General features: G+C 34.4%; 21 protein-coding genes. 14 read left to right on the forward strand and 7 right to left on the reverse strand.

Annotated features, from left to right (window positions below):
• Positions 1-7 precede the first annotated feature (7 nt).
• Entirely contained in the window at positions 8-1,348 is a 1,341-nt protein-coding gene (locus FQU23_RS02600; RefSeq protein ID WP_147672453.1) for a dihydroorotase, read from the reverse strand.
• A gap of 11 nt (positions 1,349-1,359) precedes the next feature.
• A complete protein-coding gene (locus FQU23_RS02605) occupies positions 1,360-2,085 on the reverse strand; it encodes a polyprenol monophosphomannose synthase (protein WP_132108862.1) in 726 nt (241 codons plus the stop codon).
• Between the two features lie 104 nt (positions 2,086-2,189).
• Here FQU23_RS02605 and FQU23_RS02610 point away from each other — a divergent pair, with 104 nt between their 5' ends.
• The 3 genes from FQU23_RS02610 (at position 2,190) to FQU23_RS02620 (ending at position 4,350) form a co-directional block, all read left to right on the forward strand.
• On the forward strand, positions 2,190-2,861 hold the full coding sequence (locus FQU23_RS02610; RefSeq protein WP_147672454.1) for a DUF4271 domain-containing protein: 672 nt from the start codon (positions 2,190-2,192) through the stop codon (positions 2,859-2,861).
• A gap of 13 nt (positions 2,862-2,874) precedes the next feature.
• Positions 2,875-3,624, forward strand: a complete 750-nt coding sequence (locus tag FQU23_RS02615) for a uroporphyrinogen-III synthase (RefSeq protein WP_132108866.1) — start codon at positions 2,875-2,877, stop codon at positions 3,622-3,624.
• A 255-nt stretch (positions 3,625-3,879) separates the two neighbouring features.
• Entirely contained in the window at positions 3,880-4,350 is a 471-nt protein-coding gene (locus tag FQU23_RS02620) for an Lrp/AsnC family transcriptional regulator (RefSeq protein WP_132108868.1), read from the forward strand.
• A 133-nt stretch (positions 4,351-4,483) separates the two neighbouring features.
• Here the strand turns inward: FQU23_RS02620 and FQU23_RS02625 are convergent, their stop codons facing one another.
• Entirely contained in the window at positions 4,484-5,176 is a 693-nt protein-coding gene (locus tag FQU23_RS02625; RefSeq protein WP_132108870.1) for a zinc metallopeptidase, read from the reverse strand.
• A gap of 232 nt (positions 5,177-5,408) precedes the next feature.
• Positions 5,409-8,636 (reverse strand): leucine--tRNA ligase, encoded by a 3,228-nt coding sequence (locus FQU23_RS02630; protein ID WP_147672455.1) that lies wholly within the window; start codon positions 8,634-8,636, stop codon positions 5,409-5,411.
• A gap of 271 nt (positions 8,637-8,907) precedes the next feature.
• Between FQU23_RS02630 and FQU23_RS02635 the strand changes: the two genes are divergently transcribed.
• From FQU23_RS02635 to FQU23_RS02655, 5 genes are read left to right on the forward strand one after another with little or no spacing between them, the layout of a single operon-like run.
• Positions 8,908-9,783 carry a cell division protein FtsX gene (locus FQU23_RS02635; protein WP_132108874.1) on the forward strand — a complete coding sequence of 292 codons (876 nt, stop codon included), beginning with the start codon at positions 8,908-8,910 and terminating at the stop codon, positions 9,781-9,783.
• A 30-nt stretch (positions 9,784-9,813) separates the two neighbouring features.
• Complete coding sequence (locus tag FQU23_RS02640) at positions 9,814-10,056, forward strand: DUF3098 domain-containing protein (protein WP_132108876.1); 243 nt, start codon at positions 9,814-9,816, stop codon at positions 10,054-10,056.
• A complete protein-coding gene (locus FQU23_RS02645; protein ID WP_147672456.1) occupies positions 10,057-10,866 on the forward strand; it encodes an undecaprenyl-diphosphate phosphatase in 810 nt (269 codons plus the stop codon).
• A 6-nt stretch (positions 10,867-10,872) separates the two neighbouring features.
• Entirely contained in the window at positions 10,873-11,571 is a 699-nt protein-coding gene (gene truB / locus FQU23_RS02650; RefSeq protein ID WP_147672457.1) for a tRNA pseudouridine(55) synthase TruB, read from the forward strand.
• A gap of 7 nt (positions 11,572-11,578) precedes the next feature.
• Positions 11,579-12,109 (forward strand): hypothetical protein, encoded by a 531-nt coding sequence (locus FQU23_RS02655; RefSeq protein WP_147672458.1) that lies wholly within the window; start codon positions 11,579-11,581, stop codon positions 12,107-12,109.
• 6 nt (positions 12,110-12,115) lie between these two features.
• On the opposite strand, the gene FQU23_RS02660 is transcribed toward FQU23_RS02655, so the two are convergent.
• Positions 12,116-12,733, reverse strand: coding sequence for a thioredoxin family protein (locus FQU23_RS02660; RefSeq protein WP_147672459.1), 618 nt, complete (start codon positions 12,731-12,733; stop codon positions 12,116-12,118).
• A 108-nt stretch (positions 12,734-12,841) separates the two neighbouring features.
• Between FQU23_RS02660 and FQU23_RS02665 the strand changes: the two genes are divergently transcribed.
• The 6 genes from FQU23_RS02665 to FQU23_RS02690 all read left to right on the forward strand — a co-directional run bounded on the left by FQU23_RS02665 (position 12,842) and on the right by FQU23_RS02690 (position 18,789).
• Complete coding sequence (locus tag FQU23_RS02665) at positions 12,842-13,621, forward strand: patatin-like phospholipase family protein (RefSeq protein ID WP_147672460.1); 780 nt, start codon at positions 12,842-12,844, stop codon at positions 13,619-13,621.
• A gap of 67 nt (positions 13,622-13,688) precedes the next feature.
• Positions 13,689-14,396: a UMP kinase gene (pyrH, locus tag FQU23_RS02670; RefSeq protein WP_132108886.1), complete on the forward strand. Its 708-nt coding sequence runs from the start codon at positions 13,689-13,691 to the stop codon at positions 14,394-14,396.
• A gap of 38 nt (positions 14,397-14,434) precedes the next feature.
• Positions 14,435-14,998: a ribosome recycling factor gene (gene frr / locus FQU23_RS02675; protein ID WP_132108888.1), complete on the forward strand. Its 564-nt coding sequence runs from the start codon at positions 14,435-14,437 to the stop codon at positions 14,996-14,998.
• 186 nt (positions 14,999-15,184) lie between these two features.
• Complete coding sequence (locus tag FQU23_RS02680; protein ID WP_147672461.1) at positions 15,185-15,649, forward strand: hypothetical protein; 465 nt, start codon at positions 15,185-15,187, stop codon at positions 15,647-15,649.
• A 73-nt stretch (positions 15,650-15,722) separates the two neighbouring features.
• Positions 15,723-16,142: a hypothetical protein gene (locus FQU23_RS02685; protein WP_147672462.1), complete on the forward strand. Its 420-nt coding sequence runs from the start codon at positions 15,723-15,725 to the stop codon at positions 16,140-16,142.
• A 148-nt stretch (positions 16,143-16,290) separates the two neighbouring features.
• Positions 16,291-18,789, forward strand: a complete 2,499-nt coding sequence (locus FQU23_RS02690) for a DUF5686 family protein (protein WP_147672463.1) — start codon at positions 16,291-16,293, stop codon at positions 18,787-18,789.
• On the opposite strand, the gene FQU23_RS02695 is transcribed toward FQU23_RS02690, so the two are convergent.
• On the reverse strand, positions 18,786-19,115 hold the full coding sequence (locus FQU23_RS02695; protein ID WP_147672464.1) for a DMT family transporter: 330 nt from the start codon (positions 19,113-19,115) through the stop codon (positions 18,786-18,788). The two genes, FQU23_RS02690 and FQU23_RS02695, sit on opposite strands and share 4 nt — an antisense overlap.
• 3 nt (positions 19,116-19,118) lie before the next feature.
• Positions 19,119-21,395, reverse strand: coding sequence for a cation:proton antiporter (locus tag FQU23_RS02700; protein WP_147672465.1), 2,277 nt, complete (start codon positions 21,393-21,395; stop codon positions 19,119-19,121).
• Positions 21,396-21,559 lie beyond the last annotated feature (164 nt).

The raw sequence follows: 21,559 nt of genomic DNA on the forward strand, positions 1-21,559 counted from the left end.
TTGTCTTTTAGCGATCAAACAAAAGTCTTTTTCCTGCGCGAATATTTTTTACTTTAAAAGCACTATACACTAATTGTCCATTTACCAAAGTATGTGTAATTCTAGATTTGAAAGTAAATCCTTCAAATGGAGACCATCCGCATTTAGCAAAAATATTTTCTTTCTTAACACTCCAAGGCAAACCCGGGTTTACGATTACTAAGTCGGCATAAAATCCTTCTTTTATAAAACCACGTTTTTCAATTTTGAAAATCTTAGCCGGATTATGGCACATTTTTTCGACAATTTTCTCAACACTTATTTTACCCTGGTGAAAAGCTTCAAACATAGCCACAACAGCATGTTGAACTAAAGGCCCTCCGGAAGGAGCTTCTAGATATGATTTCTTTTTCTCTTCTAATGTATGCGGTGCATGATCAGTAGCAATCACATCAATTCTACCATCCAATAAAGCTTCCCAAAGTACTTTTTGATCATTTGCTGTTTTTACCGCTGGATTCCATTTTATAAGATTCCCTTTAGTAGCATAATCGTCATTGTTAAACCATAAATGATGCACGCAAACTTCGGCAGTGATTTTCTTTTGTTCCAATGGAATTTTGTTTGTGAACAAATCCATTTCTTTGGCAGTTGAAAGATGAAAAATGTGCAAACGAGCACCAGTTTTCTTAGCAAGCGCAACCGCTTTGGAAGAAGAAATATAACAAGCTTCTTCACTTCTAATTAAATGATGCGCCGTAACGGGAACATCATCTCCAAATTCAGCTTTGTATTTCTCTAAATTGTTTTTTATGGTAGTTTCATCTTCACAATGAACTGCAATAAGCATGGGTGTACTGGAGAATATTTTTTCTAAAGTCGCTTCGTTATCAACAAGCATATTCCCTGTTGATGAACCTAAAAATATTTTTATACCAGCAACATTTTTCGGATTTGTTTTTAGAACTTCCTCCAAGTTATCATTAGTTGCACCCATCATAAACGAATAATTCGCATATGATTTCTCAGCAGCAAGCTGGTATTTTTCTTCTAAAATTTCTTGGGTAACCGCATTAGGAACCGTATTAGGCTGCTCGATGTAAGAAGTAATTCCACCGGCAACGGCCGCTCTAGATTCCGTTTCTATATCACCTTTATAAGTAAGACCTGGCTCTCTAAAATGCACTTGGTCATCAATAGCACCCGGCATTAAATAGTTCCCCTCTGCGTCGATGATCACACAATTTGATGATTTCGCGCTTATACTTTCCGAAACCTCAACAATTAAGTCATTTTCAATTAATACATCGCCCTCAAAAATTACCCCTTCATTTACTATTTTGGCATTCTTAATTAAAACCCTATTCATTGTATTTTTGCTTATAAACTATTAACTAATTTTTTTAATCGTAGAGAAATTACCCCAAAAACGGCTTCAATAATTATTGAATTGCTCATTTTTGATTCTCCTTTTGTGCGGTCTGTAAAAATTATTGGTACTTCGACAATATTAAATTTTTTACAAAATGTTCTGTATTTCATTTCAATCTGAAACGCGTATCCCACAAATTTTATTTTATCGAGATTAATCGCTTCAAGCACCTCTCTTTTATAACAAACGAAACCTGCCGTAGCATCATGAATTTTCATTCCAGTTATAATTCGAACATATACCGATGCAAAATAAGACATCAACACTCGATTTAACGGCCAATTAACGACATTTACACCTGTAACATAGCGCGAACCAATCGCAAGATCAGCAGTTCCAAAGTGACAAGCATTGTATAACTTCTCTAAATCATTCGGATTATGAGAAAAATCAGCATCCATTTCGAAAATAAAACCATACTTTCTCTCTAATGCCCATTTGAACCCATGAACATAGGCAGTACCTAGTCCAGATTTTTTTTCTCTATTTTCCAAAAATAAACGACCCTCAAACTCGCCTTGAAGCAATCTGACTTTATCCGCGGTTTGATCCGGAGAATTGTCGTCTACAATAAGGATATGAAAAGGTTTGTGTTGGGAAAGTACCGACCTGATTATGCTTTCAATATTCTCAATTTCGTTATAGGTAGGAATTATAACAATACAGTCGTTCATATTTCTAGTAATTTCAGTGCAAAAGTAACGTTTTTATAGCATTTCATTCATAATAAATTTATAATAAAAAGATTGATATAAAAAATTACTAATTTTGTCACGCTATGATAGAACACCTACTTAATCCAAGAATAACAGAAAGCAAAGATTGGGCAATCCTTTTATTTGTATTGGCATTTGCTATTGTCGCAATTACCAAATCAGTTTATGAAAACCGCTTTAGCGATTTTATGAATTTGATCTTTTCAGATAAATATTCTAAGGTTTATCGCGACGGAAGCCACTTAAGAGACAGTTTCACAATTTCCTTGTTTTTTGTACAAGTTATTTCCATTGCTTTTTTCATTCAGCTTTCACTAAGTTTTTTTGGATATGGTTCTAAGACAGACTTAATATTCTACATTCAAATTATCACTTTACTAATATTCTTTGTTTTATCTAAATATTTAATAGAAAAAATCATTGCTACCGCATTTAATATTGAGGATTTTATAGAGCATTTCAACCTCCAAAAAGTTGCTTATCGAACCTATATTGGGCTATTTATCCTACCCATTAACATTATATTATTCTATTACGATACAATATCGAGAAATATTCCACTTATAATAATATCTACAATATTGATTATCAATGTTTTAATATATATTGTTTCTATAAAAAAATATCAAAATCTAATATTCGGTAAGTTGTTTTATTTTATTTTATATCTTTGCGCTCTCGAAATAGCCCCCTATTTTTTTATGTTTTTTATGTTTAAAAAAGGGGGCGCTTAGAAAAAGTTAAAATATGAAAGTGAAAACAATTTTGGTGTCACAACCTGAGCCTAAAGTAGAGAACTCTCCTTACTTTGAACTCCAACAGAAGCATAAAGTGAAAATTGATTTCAGGCCTTTTATTCATATAGAAGGAGTTAATGCTAAAGAGATTCGACTTCAAAAAATCGATCTTAATCAATATACTGCAATTATTTTAACGAGTAGAAATGCGGTTGATCATTTCTTTAGAGTCGCAGACGAAATGCGCTTCAAAGTACCAGAAGGCTTGAAATATTTCTGCCAGTCTGAAGCTGTAGCCTTTTATTTGCAAAAATACGTTGTTTATAGAAAACGTAAAATCTACGTAGGTCCTAAGGACTTTGCAGATTTATCTCCATTGATCAAAAAATACAAAGACGAAAAATTTCTTTTACCGGCTTCAGATCAATTAAATGCTGATGCAACCATCACACTTAATGCATTAAAGGTAGACTGGACTCCAGCTATTTTTTACAAAACAGTTATGAGTGACCTTTCTGACTTAGCTGATGTGTATTATGATGTTCTAGCCTTCTTTAGTCCTACTGGAATTAAATCATTATTTAAAAACTTCCCGGACTTCGAACAAAACAATACCAGAATAGCTGTTTTTGGGAGCACAACTCAAAAAGAAGCATTGGACAATGGATTAAGAGTTGATATACTAGCGCCTTCACCAAATGCACCTTCGATGACAATGGCCTTAGAAAAATACATTACTGAAGCTAATAAAGGTAAATAGTTTTTAGCTTTTCCTCATAAAAAAAAAACCATCTGTATATTGTACTACAGGTGGTTTTTTTTACGCCTGATTTCTAAGTAATACTACCGCACTTCCTATTCTACAATTCATTAGCGACCTATTGAAATCTTAAACACCTCAACGTTAGAATACTTTTCTAATTAACGTTTAAACACCTTATTATTGTTTGCTTTTGTTTAAATTTGGTTTTCAATTACAACTAAAAACTCTAGTTTTAGTTCTAAAATCAAACTTATGAAATTAAACTCCATGGTCGTAGAAATAGACGGAATCGACAAAGAAATTTTAAGATTCCTTATGGAAGACGCTCGTAAACCGATCCTCCAAATCGCGAATAAAATAGGAATTTCGGGAGCGGCTATTCATCAAAGATTGCGAAAACTCGAAGTGTCTGGAGTAATTTCAGGTTCAAAATTTGTCGTAAACCATAAAGTCCTAGGCTACAACACCATGGCTTTTATTGGGGTTTACCTTGACAAAGCAGCCCGAAACCCAGAAGCTGTAAAGGAATTAAGAAAAATCCCCGAAGTCTTAGAATGTCATTTTACTACTGGAAACTGGTCTATATTGATTAAAATAATCTGTAGAGACAATCAGCATTTAATGCAATTGCTAAATTCTAAAATTCAAGTGATAGAAGGTGTTTCCAGAACAGAAACCTTCATTTCCTTAGATCAGCAAATTGACAGACAAATACAGCTCTAACAAAATCTACTTTAATTAAAATCCAAAAAAAATCCAAATCCCAGCTAATGGAATTTGGATTTTTTAGATATAAAAACTTCTTGTTCCTTACTTCTATTGGAACTTAAAATTCTAAAGTCGGAGCTTTTAAAGGTTAATCTCTTTGACTACTGCCGCCCATATAAATGGAAACATAATACAATAAGGTAGCAATAGAGCCTAAAGCAGCAACCAAATAAGTTCTAGCAGCCCACTTTAAAGCATCTTTAGCTCCAGCTTGCTCTTGTTGCGTAAGCATTCTTTTGTTCTCTAACCAAGCCAAAGCGCGATGACTAGCATCATATTCTACAGGTAAAGTCACTAATGAAAAAACAGTTGTTGCTGCAAAAAGCACAATTCCGAAAAGCAATAACTGCGGAAAAGTATTCATTAATAAAATCCCTCCTAAAAGAATCCATTGCATATAAGTAGAGGCTACATTTACAAACGGAACCAATTTAGAACGCATAGTCAACCATTCATAACCTACAGCATGTTGTACCGCGTGACCACATTCGTGTGCCGCAACGGCTGCCGCAGCTGCATTGCGCTGGTTGTAAACCGCCTCACTTAGATTCACCGTTTTATCAACTGGATTGTAATGATCTGTCAATTGACCAGCTACTGAAATCACACGTACATCGCGAATTCCATTATCTGCCAACATCTTCTCCGCAATTTCAGCACCACTCATACCGTTTTGCAATTGCAGTTTAGAATAATGTGCAAATTTGCTTTTTAGCCTTGCGCTTACCGCCCAGCTTGCCAGCATGATTGCTCCGGCAAGAATTAAATAACTCATTCCCATAATTCAGTGTTTTATTTTTTAAAGTTACAAAGGAAATATCAAATTACGAACCAAATTTTGAAAATGCCAAATTGACATTGGTTAAATATTTATTAAATAATAATTTCGATCGAAAGAATTAAATTCCAAATAGAGAAATTCCAACCTTACAATAAGAACCTTTTATGCAAAAAAAAATCCAAATCCCAGTAATTGGAATTTGGATTTATGAGTATTGATTTATTTAAGAAATTTACCCTACCAAGTTAATGATTTTCCCTGGTACAATAATCACCTTATTCGGCGTTCTTCCTTCTAGTTGTTTTATTGTTCTTTCGTCTTTCATGATGATTTCTTCGATTTGATCCTTGGTTAAATCCAAAGGCAATTCGATAGTGAAACGCATTTTTCCGTTAAAGGAAACTGGATATTCTTTACTACTTTCAATTAAATGCTTGGGTTCGAAAACAGGAAAAGGCACCGTTGCAATAGAACCTTCATTTCCTAATAACGACCACAATTCTTCGGCGATGTGCGGAGCATAAGGCGAAATCACGATAGCTAATGGCTCTAAAATAGCGCGAGAATGACAACCTTGAGTTGACAATTCATTCACACAAATCATAAATTGTGAAACTGAAGTATTGAATGAGAAATTCTCAATATCATCGGCCACTTTTTTAATAGTTTTGTGTAATGTTTTTAAGTTGTCTTTGGTTGGCACTTCATCACTAACAATCATATGGTGCTCGTCAAAATACAAACGACATAGTTTTTTCAAGAAACCAAAAACTCCGGAGATACCTGCTGTATTCCATGGTTTCGCTTGTTCTAATGGCCCTAAGAACATTTCGTACAAACGTAAAGTATCTGCTCCGTATTCATTGCAAATATCATCTGGAGTAACTACATTGTATTTAGACTTAGACATTTTTTCTACTTCGCGACCTACAATATATTTTCCGTTGTCGTCACAAATAAATTCAGCGTCTTTATAATCTTCTCTCCAAGACTTAAATTTTTCAATATCCAATTCATCAGATGAATTGACCATTGAAACATCCACATGTATTGGCTGGACTTTTTGACCTTCAATTTTATTTTTCGAAACATAAGTATTCGTTCCGTCTAATCTATACACAAAAGCGCTCATACCTAAAATCATCCCTTGATTGATCAATTTCTTGAACGGTTCTTCTGTTGGTGCAAAACCTTTGTCTTTCAAGAATTTATTCCAAAAACGAGAGTATAATAAATGACCTGTTGCATGTTCGTTACCACCAATATATAAATCGACACTTTCCCAATATGCCAAGGCGTCCGTACTTGCAAATTCGTTCTCATTCTTTGGATCCATATAACGCATCCAATAAAATGAACTTCCCGCCCAACCTGGCATCGTATTCAATTCTAAAGGAAAAATCGTTTTGTGATCTACTAAATCAGTATTGACCACTTCATTTATAGTCGTGTCCCAAGCCCAAACTTCGGCATTTCCTAAAGGCGGCAAACCGTCTTCTGTAGGTAAATATTTCTCTACTTCTGGCAGAACAATTGGCAAATGCGTTGCATCAATCATTTGCGGCAAGCCATTTACATAATACACTGGAAACGGCTCTCCCCAATATCTTTGTCGAGAGAAAACAGCATCACGCAAGCGGTAATTGATTTTTCCGTAACCTAGATTTAATTTTTCTAATTCTTCAATCGCTTTCTTGGTTGCTTCTTTATAAGTCAAACCATTTAGAAAATCCGAATTAGCAATAATAACATTGTCTTTAGAACCGTAAGCCGCTTCGGAAATATCAATATTGGCAAAAATATTTTTGATTTCTTGCATTCCGCTTTGACCTTTGAAGAAATTAGCAAAAGCATAATCTCTTTCGTCTCCACAAGGAACCGCCATTACAGCACCTGTTCCATATCCAGCCAAAACATAATCCCCAATCCAAACTGGAACCGGTTCTTTAGTAAAAGGATGCTCGGCATAAGCACCGGTAAATACTCCCGAAATAGTTTTAACATCGGCCATACGTTCTCTTTCAGAACGTTTTGACGAGGCTAAAATATAAGCGTCTACTTTATCCTGATATTCTGGAGTGGTGATTTGCTGAACCAAAGGATGCTCTGGCGCCAATGTCATAAACGTAACTCCAAATATAGTGTCAGGTCTTGTTGTAAAGACTTCAATCCCCCTAACGCCCGACGGAGGAACACTTATATTGTCTAATTCTATCGTAATTGTATCTAAAACTCCTGCCAGGTTTCTTAGAATCTCTTCGTTTTTAAAACGAATGATTTTGAATCCTTTCTCATTAAGGGCTTTCGTTCTTTCTTGAGCCAATTTTATTTGATCATCATGAATATCTTCATCAATTTCAATTACAAGTTTTCTTGACAAACACACAAAATCAAAAGTAAAATCGGCAATTTGATATTGTTGTTTAAATTTATAATCTAATGCTTTTGATTTTAAACTTAACCATAACGTTTTCTCTGCTTCGGTGGCATTATCTCTTAATTCTATTGCCGCATCAGACTCCAAATTCTCTTCCACTGCAGGCGATGACAAGACAGGGAATGTTACCATCGCCCCTACTGATTTTCCAATCCAGTTTCTCTGACTTTCTTTGATGCTTTCGCTCCAGTCAATATCATTCAATCCTTGCAACAAACGTTCTGCAAAAGCTGAAATACGCATACTCCATTGGGTCATTTTTTTACGAACCACGGTGAATCCACCACGTTCTGAAACTCCGTTTACGATTTCGTCATTCGCCAAAACAGTTCCTAAGCCAGGACACCAGTTAACTTCAGTCTCTGCTAAATACGTTAATCTGTATTGTAACAAAATTTTCTGCTGTTGCTCTTTTGCGAAAGCGTTCCATTCACTAGATGTAAAAGGCGCAATCTTATCATCACAAACTGCATTGACAGCGGCATTCCCATTTGCCTCGAATAGCGCAACTAAAGTGGAGATATCTTCGGCTTTATCGTTGTCTTTGTTGTACCAAGAATTAAATAACTGAATGAAAATCCATTGAGTATGCTTGTAATAATCCGGATTAGAAGTGCGCACTTCTCTAGCCCAATCAAATGAAAATCCAATTTTGTCTAGTTGCTTTCTATATCCCGCAATTTTATTTCCTTCTTTATCAAATCCTCCATCAATATTAACCGAAGTGGTATCTTCAGGACGTTGTCCGGTTTGAATAGCATACTGTTCAGCTGGCAATCCAAAACTGTCATAACCCATTGGGTGCAACACATTAAAACCTTGATGTCTTTTATATCTTGCATACACATCTGAAGCGATATAACCCAGAGGATGTCCTACATGCAGTCCCGCACCTGATGGATAAGGAAACATATCTAACACATAATGTTTTGGTTTTTCAGAGTTATTTACAGCGGCAAATGTTTGATTTTCTGCCCAATATTTTTGCCATTTGGCTTCTATCTCGTTCGGATTATATTTCATTCCCTTTTTATATTTTTATTTTAACGGAGTCATGCTGTCGCTAAAGCTCAAGTCATTCCCTTTTTATATTTTTATTTTAACGGAGTCATGCTGTCGCAAAAGCTGGAATCATTATCTTAGGCTACTAACCTTTCAAAGTGACAAAAACTATAACGTTCTGCATTTTAAGGTGGCAAATTTACGTTTATTGTACGAAAGTTGAAACTTTGGGCGTTATTAACTTCAAATAAAGAAATTCTTTATTATTTTTACCCCATAATTAAAGTAAACTATGAGTTCTTCATTTGATAGGTTTCAAAAACGCAGGTTAATTTCGTCTTATTTTTCGGTCGTTCTAAGTGTATTCTTAGTACTATTCCTGTTGGGAATATTAGGACTTTTTATAATAAATTCTAAAAAACTAGCGGACGACTTCAAAGAAAAAATTGCCATGACGGTATTTTTCAAAAACGAAGCTAATGACAGCATCTTAAAAACTTTTGGAACCAAATTAAAAACAGCTCCCTATGCAAGATCAACAGACTTTGTAACTAAAGAAGCTGCTGCTAAACAACATACTGATATAATAGGCGAAGATTTCATGACGTTTCTTGGTGAAAATCCTCTACAAAACTCATTCGACATTCACTTAAAAGCTGATTATGTTGAGAAGGATTCTATCGCTAAAATTGAGAAACAATTGCGTACTAATCCTATGATTTCAGATATTGTCTATGACAAACAATTAGTGAATTTAGTAAACGACAATATTAAAAAAGTGAGTTTGTGGATTTTAATAATCAGCGGATTCCTTGCTTTTATTGCAGTTTTATTAATCAATAGCTCATTACGACTATCGATTTATTCAAACCGTTTTATTATCAAAACCATGCAAATGGTAGGGGCAACAAAATCATTTATTAGAAAACCATTTGTGATGCGCAGTATAAAACTAGGAATGCTAGGTGCTACTTTAGCTATTATTGCACTTATCGGTGTGTTACTATATGTAGAAAATAGCTTTCCTGATTTAGGAATTCTTGAGAACAAACCTCTTATTGGGGGAGTTTTATTATCGGTATTAGGAATTGGAATTTTGATTACTTGGTTAAGCACTCATTTTGCGACGCAGAAATTCTTGAACTTAAGAACAGACGACCTATATTAATTTCAGAATTTAAAAAGTAAAAAAGCATACATGAAAGACAAGGACCCAAAACACGAATTTCTTTTTGGAAAAATAAATTATAAAATTCTACTTATTGGAATTGGAGTAATTACCCTAGGGTTTATTCTAATGTCTGGCGGAGGAAGTGATGATCCTAACGTATATAGCGATGCTATATTTAGTTTTAGAAGAATACGCCTCGCTCCAACAACCGTTTTAATTGGTTTTGGAATTACAATTTACGCCATACTAAAAAATCCAAAGAACGCATAAATGAATACTTTTCAAGCACTTTTAATTGCCATTATCGAAGGATTGACTGAATTTCTTCCCGTTTCTTCAACAGCTCACATGGTATTTGTCAGCTCCTATTTTGGAATTCAAGAAGACGATTTTGTTAAACTTTTCCAAGTATCAATTCAATTTGGAGCGATTTTGGCCGTAGTGGCTTTATATTGGAAAAAGTTTTTTGACTTTTCAAAATTTAATTTTTACATCAAATTAATTGCTGCAGTAATTCCAGCTTTGGTTCTAGGAAAATTATTTGATGACAAAATCGAAGCGGTTTTAGGCGATCCAGTCCCTATTGCAATTGTATTAATTATTGGGGGGATCATATTACTATTTGTCGACAGTCGCTTTCAGAACCCAACCGTGCTTAAAGAAGAAGATATTACTGTAAAAAAAGCAGTTATTATTGGTTTCTGGCAATGTTTAGCCATGATGCCAGGAACGAGCAGATCAGCGGCATCTATAATTGGTGGTATGCAACAAGGGCTTACTCGTCATGCTGCTGCAGAGTTCTCCTTCTTTCTAGCGGTGCCAACAATGCTAGCGGTAACCTGTTATTCTGTGTTTTTAAAGACGTACGAAACCTCTCAAATGAAAGGTTACGAGCTAATCTTAAAATCAGATGAGAATATAAAAATGTTTATAATAGGAAATCTAATTGCTTTTATCGTTGCGGTTTTAGCCATTAAATTTTTTATCGAAATCATCAAAAAATACGGTTTTAAACCTTGGGGTTGGTATCGAATTATTGTTGGTTCTTTCTTACTTATCTATTTCACATACCTAAATTAAACTCCTTTGCTAAATCCCGAAGACTACTTAAACGGACAAATTTTATTGATTGACAAGCCTTTGAATTGGACTTCCTTTCAGGCGGTAAATAAATTAAAATATGCGCTGATTAACAAACTAGGGCTTCCTAAAAAATTTAAAATTGGTCATGCTGGAACTTTAGACCCTCTAGCCACTGGATTACTTTTAGTTTGTACTGGAAAGTTTACCAAAAGGATTACAGAACTTCAAGGCCAAGCCAAAGAATACACCGGAACTTTCTTCATTGGAGCCACAACCCCTTCTTACGATTTAGAAACGGAAATAGACGAAACATTCCCTACTTCGCACATAGATGAAGCATTAATCCACGAAACCGTGAAGCAATTTCTAGGCGAAATAGACCAAATTCCACCTATTTTTTCTGCTATAAAAAAAGAAGGCGTTAGACTATATGAACATGCCCGTGCCGGTAAATCCATAGAAATAGAATCTAGGAAAACTACCATTCACGAATTTGAAATTACGAGAATAGCGCTTCCCGAAATTGATTTTAGAGTAGTCTGTAGTAAAGGAACTTACATTCGTTCTTTAGCTTTTGATTTTGGAAAGGCAATGAATTCAGGTTCACACTTAACGGCCTTGCGCCGTACGAAAATTGGTGATTATGATGTGAAAAACGGGGTAGATGTTATAGCATTCGAAGAAAATTTAGAATTAAAATAATCCTATTTTGAAGCTTTTAAATTCGCTTTTATTCCTATTACTATTCAGCGGAAGTCTTTTAGCCCAAGACAAAAAAATTACTTACACTCAATTTGACATTACATTAGCCTTCGCTAAAAACCCAAATAGCGGAGAAATCAACCGATACGATAACGAAAAAGAATCTTGGTTCATTCCCGATGGCATAGGAACAAAACTAGGCTACGGAATCCATTATAAAAAATGGGTGGGATTAGGAATCCATAGCGGATTAAATTGGGACTGGTCAAACAAACTAGTTGTTGCGCCCATTTTTGCCAATTTTCGATTAAGCCCAAAAATCGGAGAAGAAACTAGAATTACACTGCAGCTAGCACTTGGAAAAGCAATCGCATTAGGTCGCGGTGAATTAACCGGAGAATATAAAAAGCTCAGCCTTGGGCTACAATCCTCAGATGACATTTTACTTTTTATCGAAATAAACCATTATGATTTTCCGATTAACAATCAAAGAGATTCAGGAAATATAAGTTTAGGGATTTCCTTAATCAGCTTTTAAATATAATTACTCTACTTCTTTGTCTAAGTCAAGCATCATCCAGATAATTTCGTCTTGAGAAGTCATTCCCTTATCGTGTAAATACCACAATTGCAAATCGGTTTTTGCTTGCTCATCAAGGACTCCATGTTCTTTTTTATAAGCAGCAATTAAATCGCTAGCTCCTTTTGGTCGTGGTCCCCAATGTGCTAATGCTCCACTCGTTTCTTTATTGATAACAATAAGTTTCGGAATCGCTTTGCCTTTATTAGTCAAAAACAAATTCATCAACTCTTCATTTTCGTCGCGTAAAACAATTCTCATCTCTATTTTACCATCAGAAGCAGCAGTCATTTTATCAAATATAGGTAACAATTGTGCCGCATCTCCACACCAGCCTTCCGAAAGTACCAGCCAAATGTATTCGTGCTTGAGAGAATTTAATTTAACAACATTCTCTTCTGGAATTTGTAATGTCTTCTCTAAGCGATTCATTCTAGTCTCATTTAAAAGACTGTAATCAGTTAATTCAGGAGACTGTTCATTACCTGTTGATTTATCTACTTTTAATAAATCTGTAATTAATTTTCTGTATTCGACATACGAATGACTATTAAATAATGCTTTAGCAATCGATTTTTTCATGATTTTTGGATATTTATGTAAAGTTAAAACAATTTAATAATTTTTAACATTACAAAAGTCACTTAAAAATAAGCAAAAGATTAATTTTAGAACAAATTAAAAAGAGAAATGGATTTTAATTCAAAATCAATTGGACTTGTACTTTCAGGCGGAGGATCAAAAGGTATTGCTCATGCTGGTGCGATTAAATTTTTAGAGGAGCAAAACATTCGCCCCAATCGAATTGCTGGCACAAGCGCCGGCGCAATTGTGGGAGCAATGTATTCCTGGGGAAAAAGCCCTGATGAGATTTTAGACTTTTTTAAATCGATATATTTATTTCAATGGAGGCATTTTACTTTTAAGAAAGCAGGCTTAGTAGATTCTGAGTCTTTTAAAGAATACTTTCACTACATATTCCAGGATGCCCTGATTGGAGAATTAAAAATTCCAACACAAATTACGGCAACAGACATGGTAAAAGGTCGCCTGAAGATATTTGACGCAGAAACAAAAATTATTGATGCCCTTCTAGCTTCTTCTGCTTTTCCTGGAATTATATCTCCTTACGAAATTAACGGCGATCTGTATAGTGACGGCGGAATTTTGAACCATTTCCCAACTGACATATTACAAGGACAATGTGACAATATCATTGGTGTTTATGTGAGTCCAATTCAAAAAATAGAAGCCAAGGATTTAAAATCGATAAGAGCAGTGACAACACGAGCTTTTGATATTCTTTCTGCTAATTCTGATATGCATAAATTCAATATTTGCGAATGGATAATCGAACCTAAAGAACTCAGTATTTACAGCACATTCGAGATGAACAAGGCAAAAATGAACGCTATTTTTAAAATTGGTTACGAAGCAGCAAAGAGCTCCTTTGAAAAACTTAATCTATAAAAATTAAGGGACACTATTTAAAAAAAAAGAATATGCCTATATTTGCAGCAAACAACTCAATATAGACATGAAATATAAAAGAATTCTTCTGAAATTAAGTGGTGAAGCTTTGATGGGCGACAGACAATATGGTATTGACCCAGTAAGATTAGCTGAATATGCCGAAGAAATCAAAAAAATTCACGATAAAGGGATCGAAATCGCAATAGTAATAGGCGGCGGAAATATTTTTAGAGGAGTTGCGGGAGCCAGTAACGGAATGGATCGCGTACAAGGAGACTACATGGGAATGCTTGCTACGGTTATTAACGGAATGGCTTTACAAGGTGCGCTAGAAGACAAAGGAATGCTTACTCGCTTACAAACTGCATTAAAAATCGAAGCAATTGCTGAACCTTATATAAAAAGGAGAGCCGTACGTCACCTTGAGAAAGGTAGAATCGTAATCTTTGGCGCTGGAACTGGAAATCCATATTTTACAACAGATACTGCAGCAGTTTTACGTGGTGTAGAAATACATGCCGACGTAATTTTGAAAGGAACACGTGTTGACGGAGTTTATGATTCAGATCCAGAGAAAAATGCAGACGCTGTAAAATTTGATTTTATTTCTTTTGACGATGTAATTAGAAAAGGATTGAATGTAATGGATTCTACTGCATTTACATTAAGCCAAGAAAATAAATTGCCTATCGTAATTTTCGACATGAACAAACAAGGTAATTTATTAAAAATCTGTGACGGAGAAAACATAGGAACAGTAGTAAATATATAATCCCTAAATCCCCGAAGGGGACTTAAAAATTGCAAATTATGACTGAAGAGATTGAATTTATATTAGATAGTACAAAGGAATCGATGATAGGTTCTATTGAACACCTAGAAAAAGAGTTTCTAAATATTCGCGCAGGAAAAGCTTCTCCAGCGATGCTAGGAAGTGTCTTTGTAGATTATTATGGTTCAGCCACACCACTTTCTCAAGTGGCTAAAATAAGTGTTCCAGATGCAAGAACGATTACTTTGCAGCCTTTTGAAAGAAACATGCTTCATACAATCGAAAAAGCAATCATGATCGCTAATATTGGATTTAATCCAATGAACAATGGTGATATCGTTATTATCAGCGTTCCGCCATTAACTGAGGAAAGAAGACGCGATCTTGCTAAACAAGCAAAAGTAGAAGCTGAAGATGCTAAAATAGGTATTAGAAATGCACGTAAAGATGCCAATACTGATATCAAAAAATTAGAAAAAGAGGGAACATCAGAAGACATTTGTAAAAGTGCCGAAGAAGAAGTGCAAATCTTAACAAATACTTATATCAAAAAAATAGACGAACATCTTGCGGTTAAAGAAGCCGAAATCATGAAGGTTTAATGTTTTGACCAACAACTTTAAAATCCGTCTCGTTTAAATAATGAGACGGATTTTTTTTACCTATTTTATGATTTCCCGCATTATTAGATTTAACCTATTTTTGATCTTCGCCAAAACAATAATAAAGAATGTAAAATGACAAAAATATTATTAAAAATGATTTAATTTGAAAAATAATCGGAAACTATGACAAACAAAGAATCTTTATCACTGGACGTAATAACTCCAGAATTCAAACCTACATTCTATTTCGATTATATTTATTTTAGGATTACGAAGGCATATTTTAAATGGGACGGAAGAACAGTAGCTACTGCAATAATAGCCATAATGATGACTCAAATACTGATAATAATTAACCTAGCAGTATTAATTTCAAAATTATTTTATACTAGGGAAGAGATAAACTCCTATCTATCACTTTCAAAAACAACAATTATAATAACCTCATTTATCATTTTGATATATAATTATCGAAAATACAATGGCACATATAACAGACTTCGATCTTATTGGAAAAACGAAAGTAAAAACGAAAGAATATCGAAAGGAATACTGGTAATCCTTAGCTTAATAATTCCGTGGATTCTGCTAATTTCATTTGGAACACTTTTCAAAAGTGACGCTTATTGGAATATGCTGAACAGATAACTCACAAGCCAACAAACTAAAAAAATTCATTAGATTGATTATTAAACAAACTAGAACTTAAGAGCAAATAATTATGATTGATAAATTATTTTACATTATTTATAACTCCTATTACAAGCATGGTGAATACAAAAATGATAATCCATCACTAACGGTTGGCGGAATTTTCGTCGGGTGTTTTTTTGGAATCGGGTTATCAATTAAATCTATAATTAATTTTACTAATCCACTATTTGACCCTGTAAATAATCCGGCAGCAAAAGCAAGTAAACCGTTGATGTTATTGGTAACACTTATTTGTGGAGTACTCGTTTATTTTGTCTTCTACCACAACAAAAGACACCAAAAAATATACGAACAATTCAAAGAAGATGGTTTTCTAAATAGTAAATTAGCGAAATACTTAGCATTTACCACAGCTATTCTTATTATAATATCACCGCTTATTCTAGCATTACTTTATAATAAAATCTGTCGAGGTTATTGGGTTTGATTTTATTTTGAATTGTCTTAAAATAGCAAAACACAATTCGCATCACTTTATTCAAAAACAATATCAGATGCGCATCACGCGGATTTTTTATTCTTATTTTTGCGGCAACAAAACGAAACTGCAATCGTTCTCTAATAAAACGGCATCTATGAAGCATTTTTGGCTATTGCTTTTACTCTTTACACTTTCCATTCAGGCTCAGTTTCAGATCAACGGAATTGTAAAAGATGCTACAGCAAACAAACCACTTGCTTTTGCAACCATTACTTATGCAGATGGAGCGACTACGATTTCTGATGTCGACGGAAAATTTAATATTGTATCAAAAAAAGAAATCGCCTTTTTTAACGTTTCTTATATTGGTCATCTAAAAACAAAAGTCCCTGTGCTTTTCGGGAAAAATTATTATGCGGTTTTCTTAATTCCAAAAACAGACAATTTAAAAGAAGTTGTAGTTTCAAATAAAAATCCCGCCTTAGCAATAATTAAAAAGGCAATTGAAAATAAAAACAAGAATAACCCGCAAAAGAAGTTAAGTAGTTTCGAATTTAAATCTTACAACAAGTTAATTGTTTCGGCTAATCCTGATTCGTTAAAAGGCGAAATCGACTCGGTGTTTATTGAGAAATCCATTGGCAAAACCTTCTCAAAAATCGATTCCTCTGCTTATAAATTTAAAGAGATCGTAAGCAAGCAACATTTATTTCAAACTGAGAAAGTTTCGCAATACCAGTTTGGAAACCAGAAATTAAAAGAAACAATTTTAGGAACTAAAATGGCTGGTTTTAAGCAACCCATCTATGAAATTTTAGGGTTTAATCTACAATCTTTTTCGGTTTACGACTCCAGTTACGAACTTTTTGAAACAAAATACAACAGTCCAATCGCTACTGATTCCCAGCTGGATTATAATTATAAATTACTAGACACCATCGCCATAAACGGCAGACCGTCTTATATGATTTATTTTAAAAACAAAAAGAAAAGTAAAGCATCAGGACTAGAAGGCGTGCTGTATATTGACCAAAATAATTTTGCTGTTTCTAAGGCAGTCATGCGAATAAAAGGCGTTCTTGACATCAGTGGAATCCACGAATTTCAATATATTCCTCAAGAAGAAATTTGGTTTCCCATCAGCAAAACTTTTAAAATTGTAAAAGGAAAAAATGATGATGATATAAAGATTCTTGGCGGAACGGTTCAGTTTGACGGCGATGTAGAAAAAGATTTTAAACCTAGAAAGAAAACAGCTTCTGATTTTACATACCTAGTCTCTAAAACTGATAATTTTGACATCCAATACAACACCCCTATTAAGATTAAACAAAGTTATATTTCTGTCGAAATAAAAGAGGCTGCCATTAATAAACCGGATAGTTTTTGGGAATCCTTCCGAAAGGATAGTTTAGATATTCGAAGCCAAAAAACATATTCTGGCTTAGACAGTATCGCCGTTAAGAGAAGAATTGCTAGCCGAATTCGTTTTGGACGAAAAGTCATCAATGGCTATTTACCTTTAGTCTTTTTTGATATGGACTTGCGCAAAATTATCAGCTATAACAACTACGAAGGCTTCCGATTGGGTTTTGGCGGAATTACAAATGACCAGTTTTCGAAAAATTTCAGAATCGAAGGCTACTCCGCTTACGGAACAAAAGATGGAAATTTTAAATATAACGCTGGTTTGTCTGCACGAGTGGGTAAACTTTCTGATTCTTGGATTGGCGCATCTTATACTGACGATGTCAGGGAAATCGCAAACACCTTATATGTTATCGAAAAAAGGCCTTTTAAACTCTATGATCCAAGACCTATAAACATTAGTACTTTTTACAATTATGTGACTTGGAAAGCCACATTCAAAACTCAAATTCTACCAAAAACAGAAAGTATCTGGACACTGAATCGTTCCGAAATCGAACCTAAATTCGATTATGTCTATAATCTAAACGGCAAGTTATATCCCAATTATATCATGACAACTGCGATGGCTTCGTTGCAATGGAATCCTTTTAGTGATTATATGCAAACGCCAAACGGCAGAGTTGAGGTGGAAAAACGTTTTCCTAAATTTACGCTGCAGTTTACACAATCATTACCTGATGTATTGGAGAATGATTTTAAATTCAGCAAAATCGATTTCAAAACCGAATATGAGAAAAAATATTTAGACGGACAAAAAACAAATTTACTTTTTGAAGCAGGATATGCGACGGGAGACCTTCCGTTAACGCATTTGTACAATACTTCTCCCAATAATATTACTAAAGAATCTATTATTCAAAGAATCACCTTTGGAGGAAAAAATAGTTTTGAAACGATGTATTTCAACGAATTTTTCTCGAGTGAGTTCGTCTATTTCCAAATTAAACACGGATTCAATAGAGTTACTATTTTCAAAAAAGTCAAACCTACCTTTGTATTAGTCTCTAGAATGGCCTGGGGAAATTTGCAAAAACCAGAACAGCACCTCGGCTTAGATTACAAAACCTTGAACGAAGGTTATTTTGAGTCTGGAATAGAACTCAATCAAATTTTTAAGGGCCTAGGTCTCACTGCGTTTTACCGTTATGGCCCAAATCAGTTGCCGAGATTAGAAGACAATATTGCCATCAAATTGAGTTTTACATTGAATCTAGGGCTTTAATGATTCGACACATATTTTAATCCGATAATAGAAGCAATTAAGGTCGTCAAAAAGAAGATTCTCCAAAAAGTAGCTGGTTCTTTAAATATAAAAATACCTACTAAAACAGTTCCTACAGCACCAATTCCAGTCCACACCGCATAAGCAGTCCCGATTGGCAATTCCTGTGTTGCTTTATACAGCAAAATCATACTTATGCTCAGGCAAATTAAAAAACCGAGCATCCAATAAGTCGATTCGACACCCTTTGTTTCATTGGCTTTGCCTAAACAAGAAGCAAAACCCACTTCGAACAATCCACCAATGACTAATAAAATCCAATTCATAATTTACGGTTTGATAATTAAAACAGAAGGAACGCCTATCAACCAGTCGCTGTTTGAGTCTATTAATGATTTCCAACTTTCAAGGCTAATGATCATTAAGTCTTGTTTTTCCAGAAAAGGCACGCTTACCACCTTATCAGTGACTATTGTTAAATTGTCAGGATGTATTTGTTCTAAAGAAGACACTGCGCTTTGAATCACAAAATTGTTCTTAACGTGCCCGTTTACATCTAAAAGCGTGATTGTAGAATTATTATTATAAATTATTTTTTGGGCGTAGTCAATTAAAAATGAATCATCTGATTTAAAAATTGGCATAAAAACGCGGTCAATTTTCTGGAATTCTTTGTCAATCAATATTCCTAAAGGCATTTTTGTTTTGGCCACGACTTGTCGGGTTCTTTCGTCAAAAGGAGAGTTTTCAAACAATCCTTCTTTACCCGTGAATTTATCTATCAATCGATCGGGATTTATGATTCTGGTGGTAAATCCAATTACTTTACCCAGAATGGTTCCGTCAAAAATAGATTGTCCTAAACCAATCAAGAGCAAATCGTAATCTCCTTGATTTGCTACATCAGCAATCTCAGATTCAATATCAGTCGTCGCTTTAAAAATAGTATCAATTTCGAGATTTAACTCCTTTGATTCTTCAAAAATAGGAGAGAAACTTTCTTTCTCTTTTTGTGCCAAATTAAAAGAATGCAGTTCGTCGCTCAAGGAAAGATGCATTGCAGTAATGGTAGAGTTATTTTTTTGTTTTTTGGTCAAACTATTTGCAAGACGCAAAAGCGATTTCCCCTTCTCGTCGTTTCCAAATGAAAATAGGATTCGGTATTTACTTGACTCAGCAATTTCTTCGGCATCAGGTACATTTTTATTTTTGAACACAAAATTAATTAGATCTAAAGCCGGTCCGGTCATAAAAGTGGTTACTAGTGCCATGATCACCATCATTGTAAAAACTTCAGGCGTCAGCACTTTTAGCTCTAAACCTATATTTAGTACAATCAATTCCATTAATCCTCTAGTATTCATCAATGCACCAATCGTTAAGCTATCCTTCCAGTTTTGCCCCACAAATTTTGCGGCCAGCGCGCTTCCCAGAAACTTACCCACAACAGCCACCATAATAATTGCCGCGGTCACTTTCCATAAATAAGGATCGTTTATAAGTCCAATTTCTGTTTTTAATCCGGTAAACACAAAAAACAAAGGCAATAACAGAATCACCGAAACGTCCTCTACTTTATCAATAAATATCATTCGGAATTTAGAAATATCCGGCATAATCGAACCCATCATAAAAGCTCCAAAAAGAGCATGAATACCAATTACTTCTGTAGCATAAGAGGAAAGAATTAGAAATAGAAAGAAAATAGCCATAACCGGTTTGCCAATATTATCTTTCGATCCATGTAAATCGCCTATTCTTTTCAAGAAAGGTTTAACGATAAAAATCATTGCCATAACATAAACTATAGCTAGAGAAACAACATAAAGCGAACTAACAAAATCTCCTGCCTTTACAATTGCGATAACCACTGCTAAGAGACACCAAGCAGTAATATCATCCGCAGCGGCACAAGTAATGACTATGGCGCCAAGTTTAGTTTTATGAATTTCTCTTTCTTGAACGATTCGTGCCAAAACGGGAAAAGCAGTTATACTCATGGCGATTCCCATAAACAAACTAAAAGAAAGAAATTGAACGCCTTCGGGTGCAAATTGATCGAATACAAAATAAGATAAACCAATTCCCAGCGCAAAAGGAAAAACGATACTGGCGTGACTGATCACAACCGCTTCACTCGCTTTGTTTTTAAGCACTTTAATATCGAGTTCCATACCTATGACAAACATGAAAAGAATCAATCCTATCTGGCTTAGGAACTTTAAATTCCCCAAGGATTCAACTGGAAACAAAGTCGCAGAAAAATCAGGAAAATACATTCCCAATAAAGAGGGCCCTAACACAATTCCAGCTATAATCTCCCCAATAACTGTGGGCTGTCCAATTTTCTTGAAAATCCAACCAAAAAGTCGGGCTACCAGGATAATCATTACAATTTGTGCCAAAAGTATTGCTAATGGATCTTGAAAATTATGTACCATAGAAGCTATAAAATCATTCCAAGAACTATGTGGTGTTTCTGAAATGACAACATTATTTCTTTTTTCAAGCAGTTTCCCCTTTGCAATTATCCAATAAATCAATATCGTGAAACCTCCCGTTATTGTTATATAAAACAAAGTATTTTTATATTTTTTAAAATCCATTGTAACGTAGCGTATTATTTTATAAAAGCACACAAAGATGTGAAATTCTACAATATGTTTTACAAGCTAAATATTAATTTTAAAAAAGGCATTAAAAAACTACGAAAACAATGATAAAACCAACTCAAAAACCGATAAAAAAAACAACATAATTTATGGCTTTT

Origin of the sequence: Flavobacterium sp. XN-5 (assembly GCF_008033395.2) — a bacterium.
GTDB lineage: Bacteria > Bacteroidota > Bacteroidia > Flavobacteriales > Flavobacteriaceae > Flavobacterium > Flavobacterium hiemivividum.

Bases quoted from the DNA above. Each gene is read 5' to 3' on its own strand.
- FQU23_RS02600 (WP_147672453.1), bottom strand. From the start codon at position 1,348: ATGAATAGGGTTTTAATTAAGAATGCCAAAATAGTAAATGAAGGGGTA.
- FQU23_RS02605 (WP_132108862.1), bottom strand. From the start codon at position 2,085: ATGAACGACTGTATTGTTATAATTCCTACCTATAACGAAATTGAGAAT.
- FQU23_RS02610 (WP_147672454.1), top strand. From the start codon at position 2,190: ATGATAGAACACCTACTTAATCCAAGAATAACAGAAAGCAAAGATTGG.
- FQU23_RS02615 (WP_132108866.1), top strand. From the start codon at position 2,875: ATGAAAGTGAAAACAATTTTGGTGTCACAACCTGAGCCTAAAGTAGAG.
- FQU23_RS02620 (WP_132108868.1), top strand. From the start codon at position 3,880: ATGAAATTAAACTCCATGGTCGTAGAAATAGACGGAATCGACAAAGAA.
- FQU23_RS02625 (WP_132108870.1), bottom strand. From the start codon at position 5,176: ATGGGAATGAGTTATTTAATTCTTGCCGGAGCAATCATGCTGGCAAGC.
- FQU23_RS02630 (WP_147672455.1), bottom strand. From the start codon at position 8,636: ATGAAATATAATCCGAACGAGATAGAAGCCAAATGGCAAAAATATTGG.
- FQU23_RS02635 (WP_132108874.1), top strand. From the start codon at position 8,908: ATGAGTTCTTCATTTGATAGGTTTCAAAAACGCAGGTTAATTTCGTCT.
- FQU23_RS02640 (WP_132108876.1), top strand. From the start codon at position 9,814: ATGAAAGACAAGGACCCAAAACACGAATTTCTTTTTGGAAAAATAAAT.
- FQU23_RS02645 (WP_147672456.1), top strand. From the start codon at position 10,057: ATGAATACTTTTCAAGCACTTTTAATTGCCATTATCGAAGGATTGACT.
- FQU23_RS02660 (WP_147672459.1), bottom strand. From the start codon at position 12,733: ATGAAAAAATCGATTGCTAAAGCATTATTTAATAGTCATTCGTATGTC.
- FQU23_RS02665 (WP_147672460.1), top strand. From the start codon at position 12,842: ATGGATTTTAATTCAAAATCAATTGGACTTGTACTTTCAGGCGGAGGA.
- pyrH (WP_132108886.1), top strand. From the start codon at position 13,689: ATGAAATATAAAAGAATTCTTCTGAAATTAAGTGGTGAAGCTTTGATG.
- frr (WP_132108888.1), top strand. From the start codon at position 14,435: ATGACTGAAGAGATTGAATTTATATTAGATAGTACAAAGGAATCGATG.
- FQU23_RS02680 (WP_147672461.1), top strand. From the start codon at position 15,185: ATGACAAACAAAGAATCTTTATCACTGGACGTAATAACTCCAGAATTC.
- FQU23_RS02685 (WP_147672462.1), top strand. From the start codon at position 15,723: ATGATTGATAAATTATTTTACATTATTTATAACTCCTATTACAAGCAT.
- FQU23_RS02690 (WP_147672463.1), top strand. From the start codon at position 16,291: ATGAAGCATTTTTGGCTATTGCTTTTACTCTTTACACTTTCCATTCAG.
- FQU23_RS02695 (WP_147672464.1), bottom strand. From the start codon at position 19,115: ATGAATTGGATTTTATTAGTCATTGGTGGATTGTTCGAAGTGGGTTTT.
- FQU23_RS02700 (WP_147672465.1), bottom strand. From the start codon at position 21,395: ATGGATTTTAAAAAATATAAAAATACTTTGTTTTATATAACAATAACG.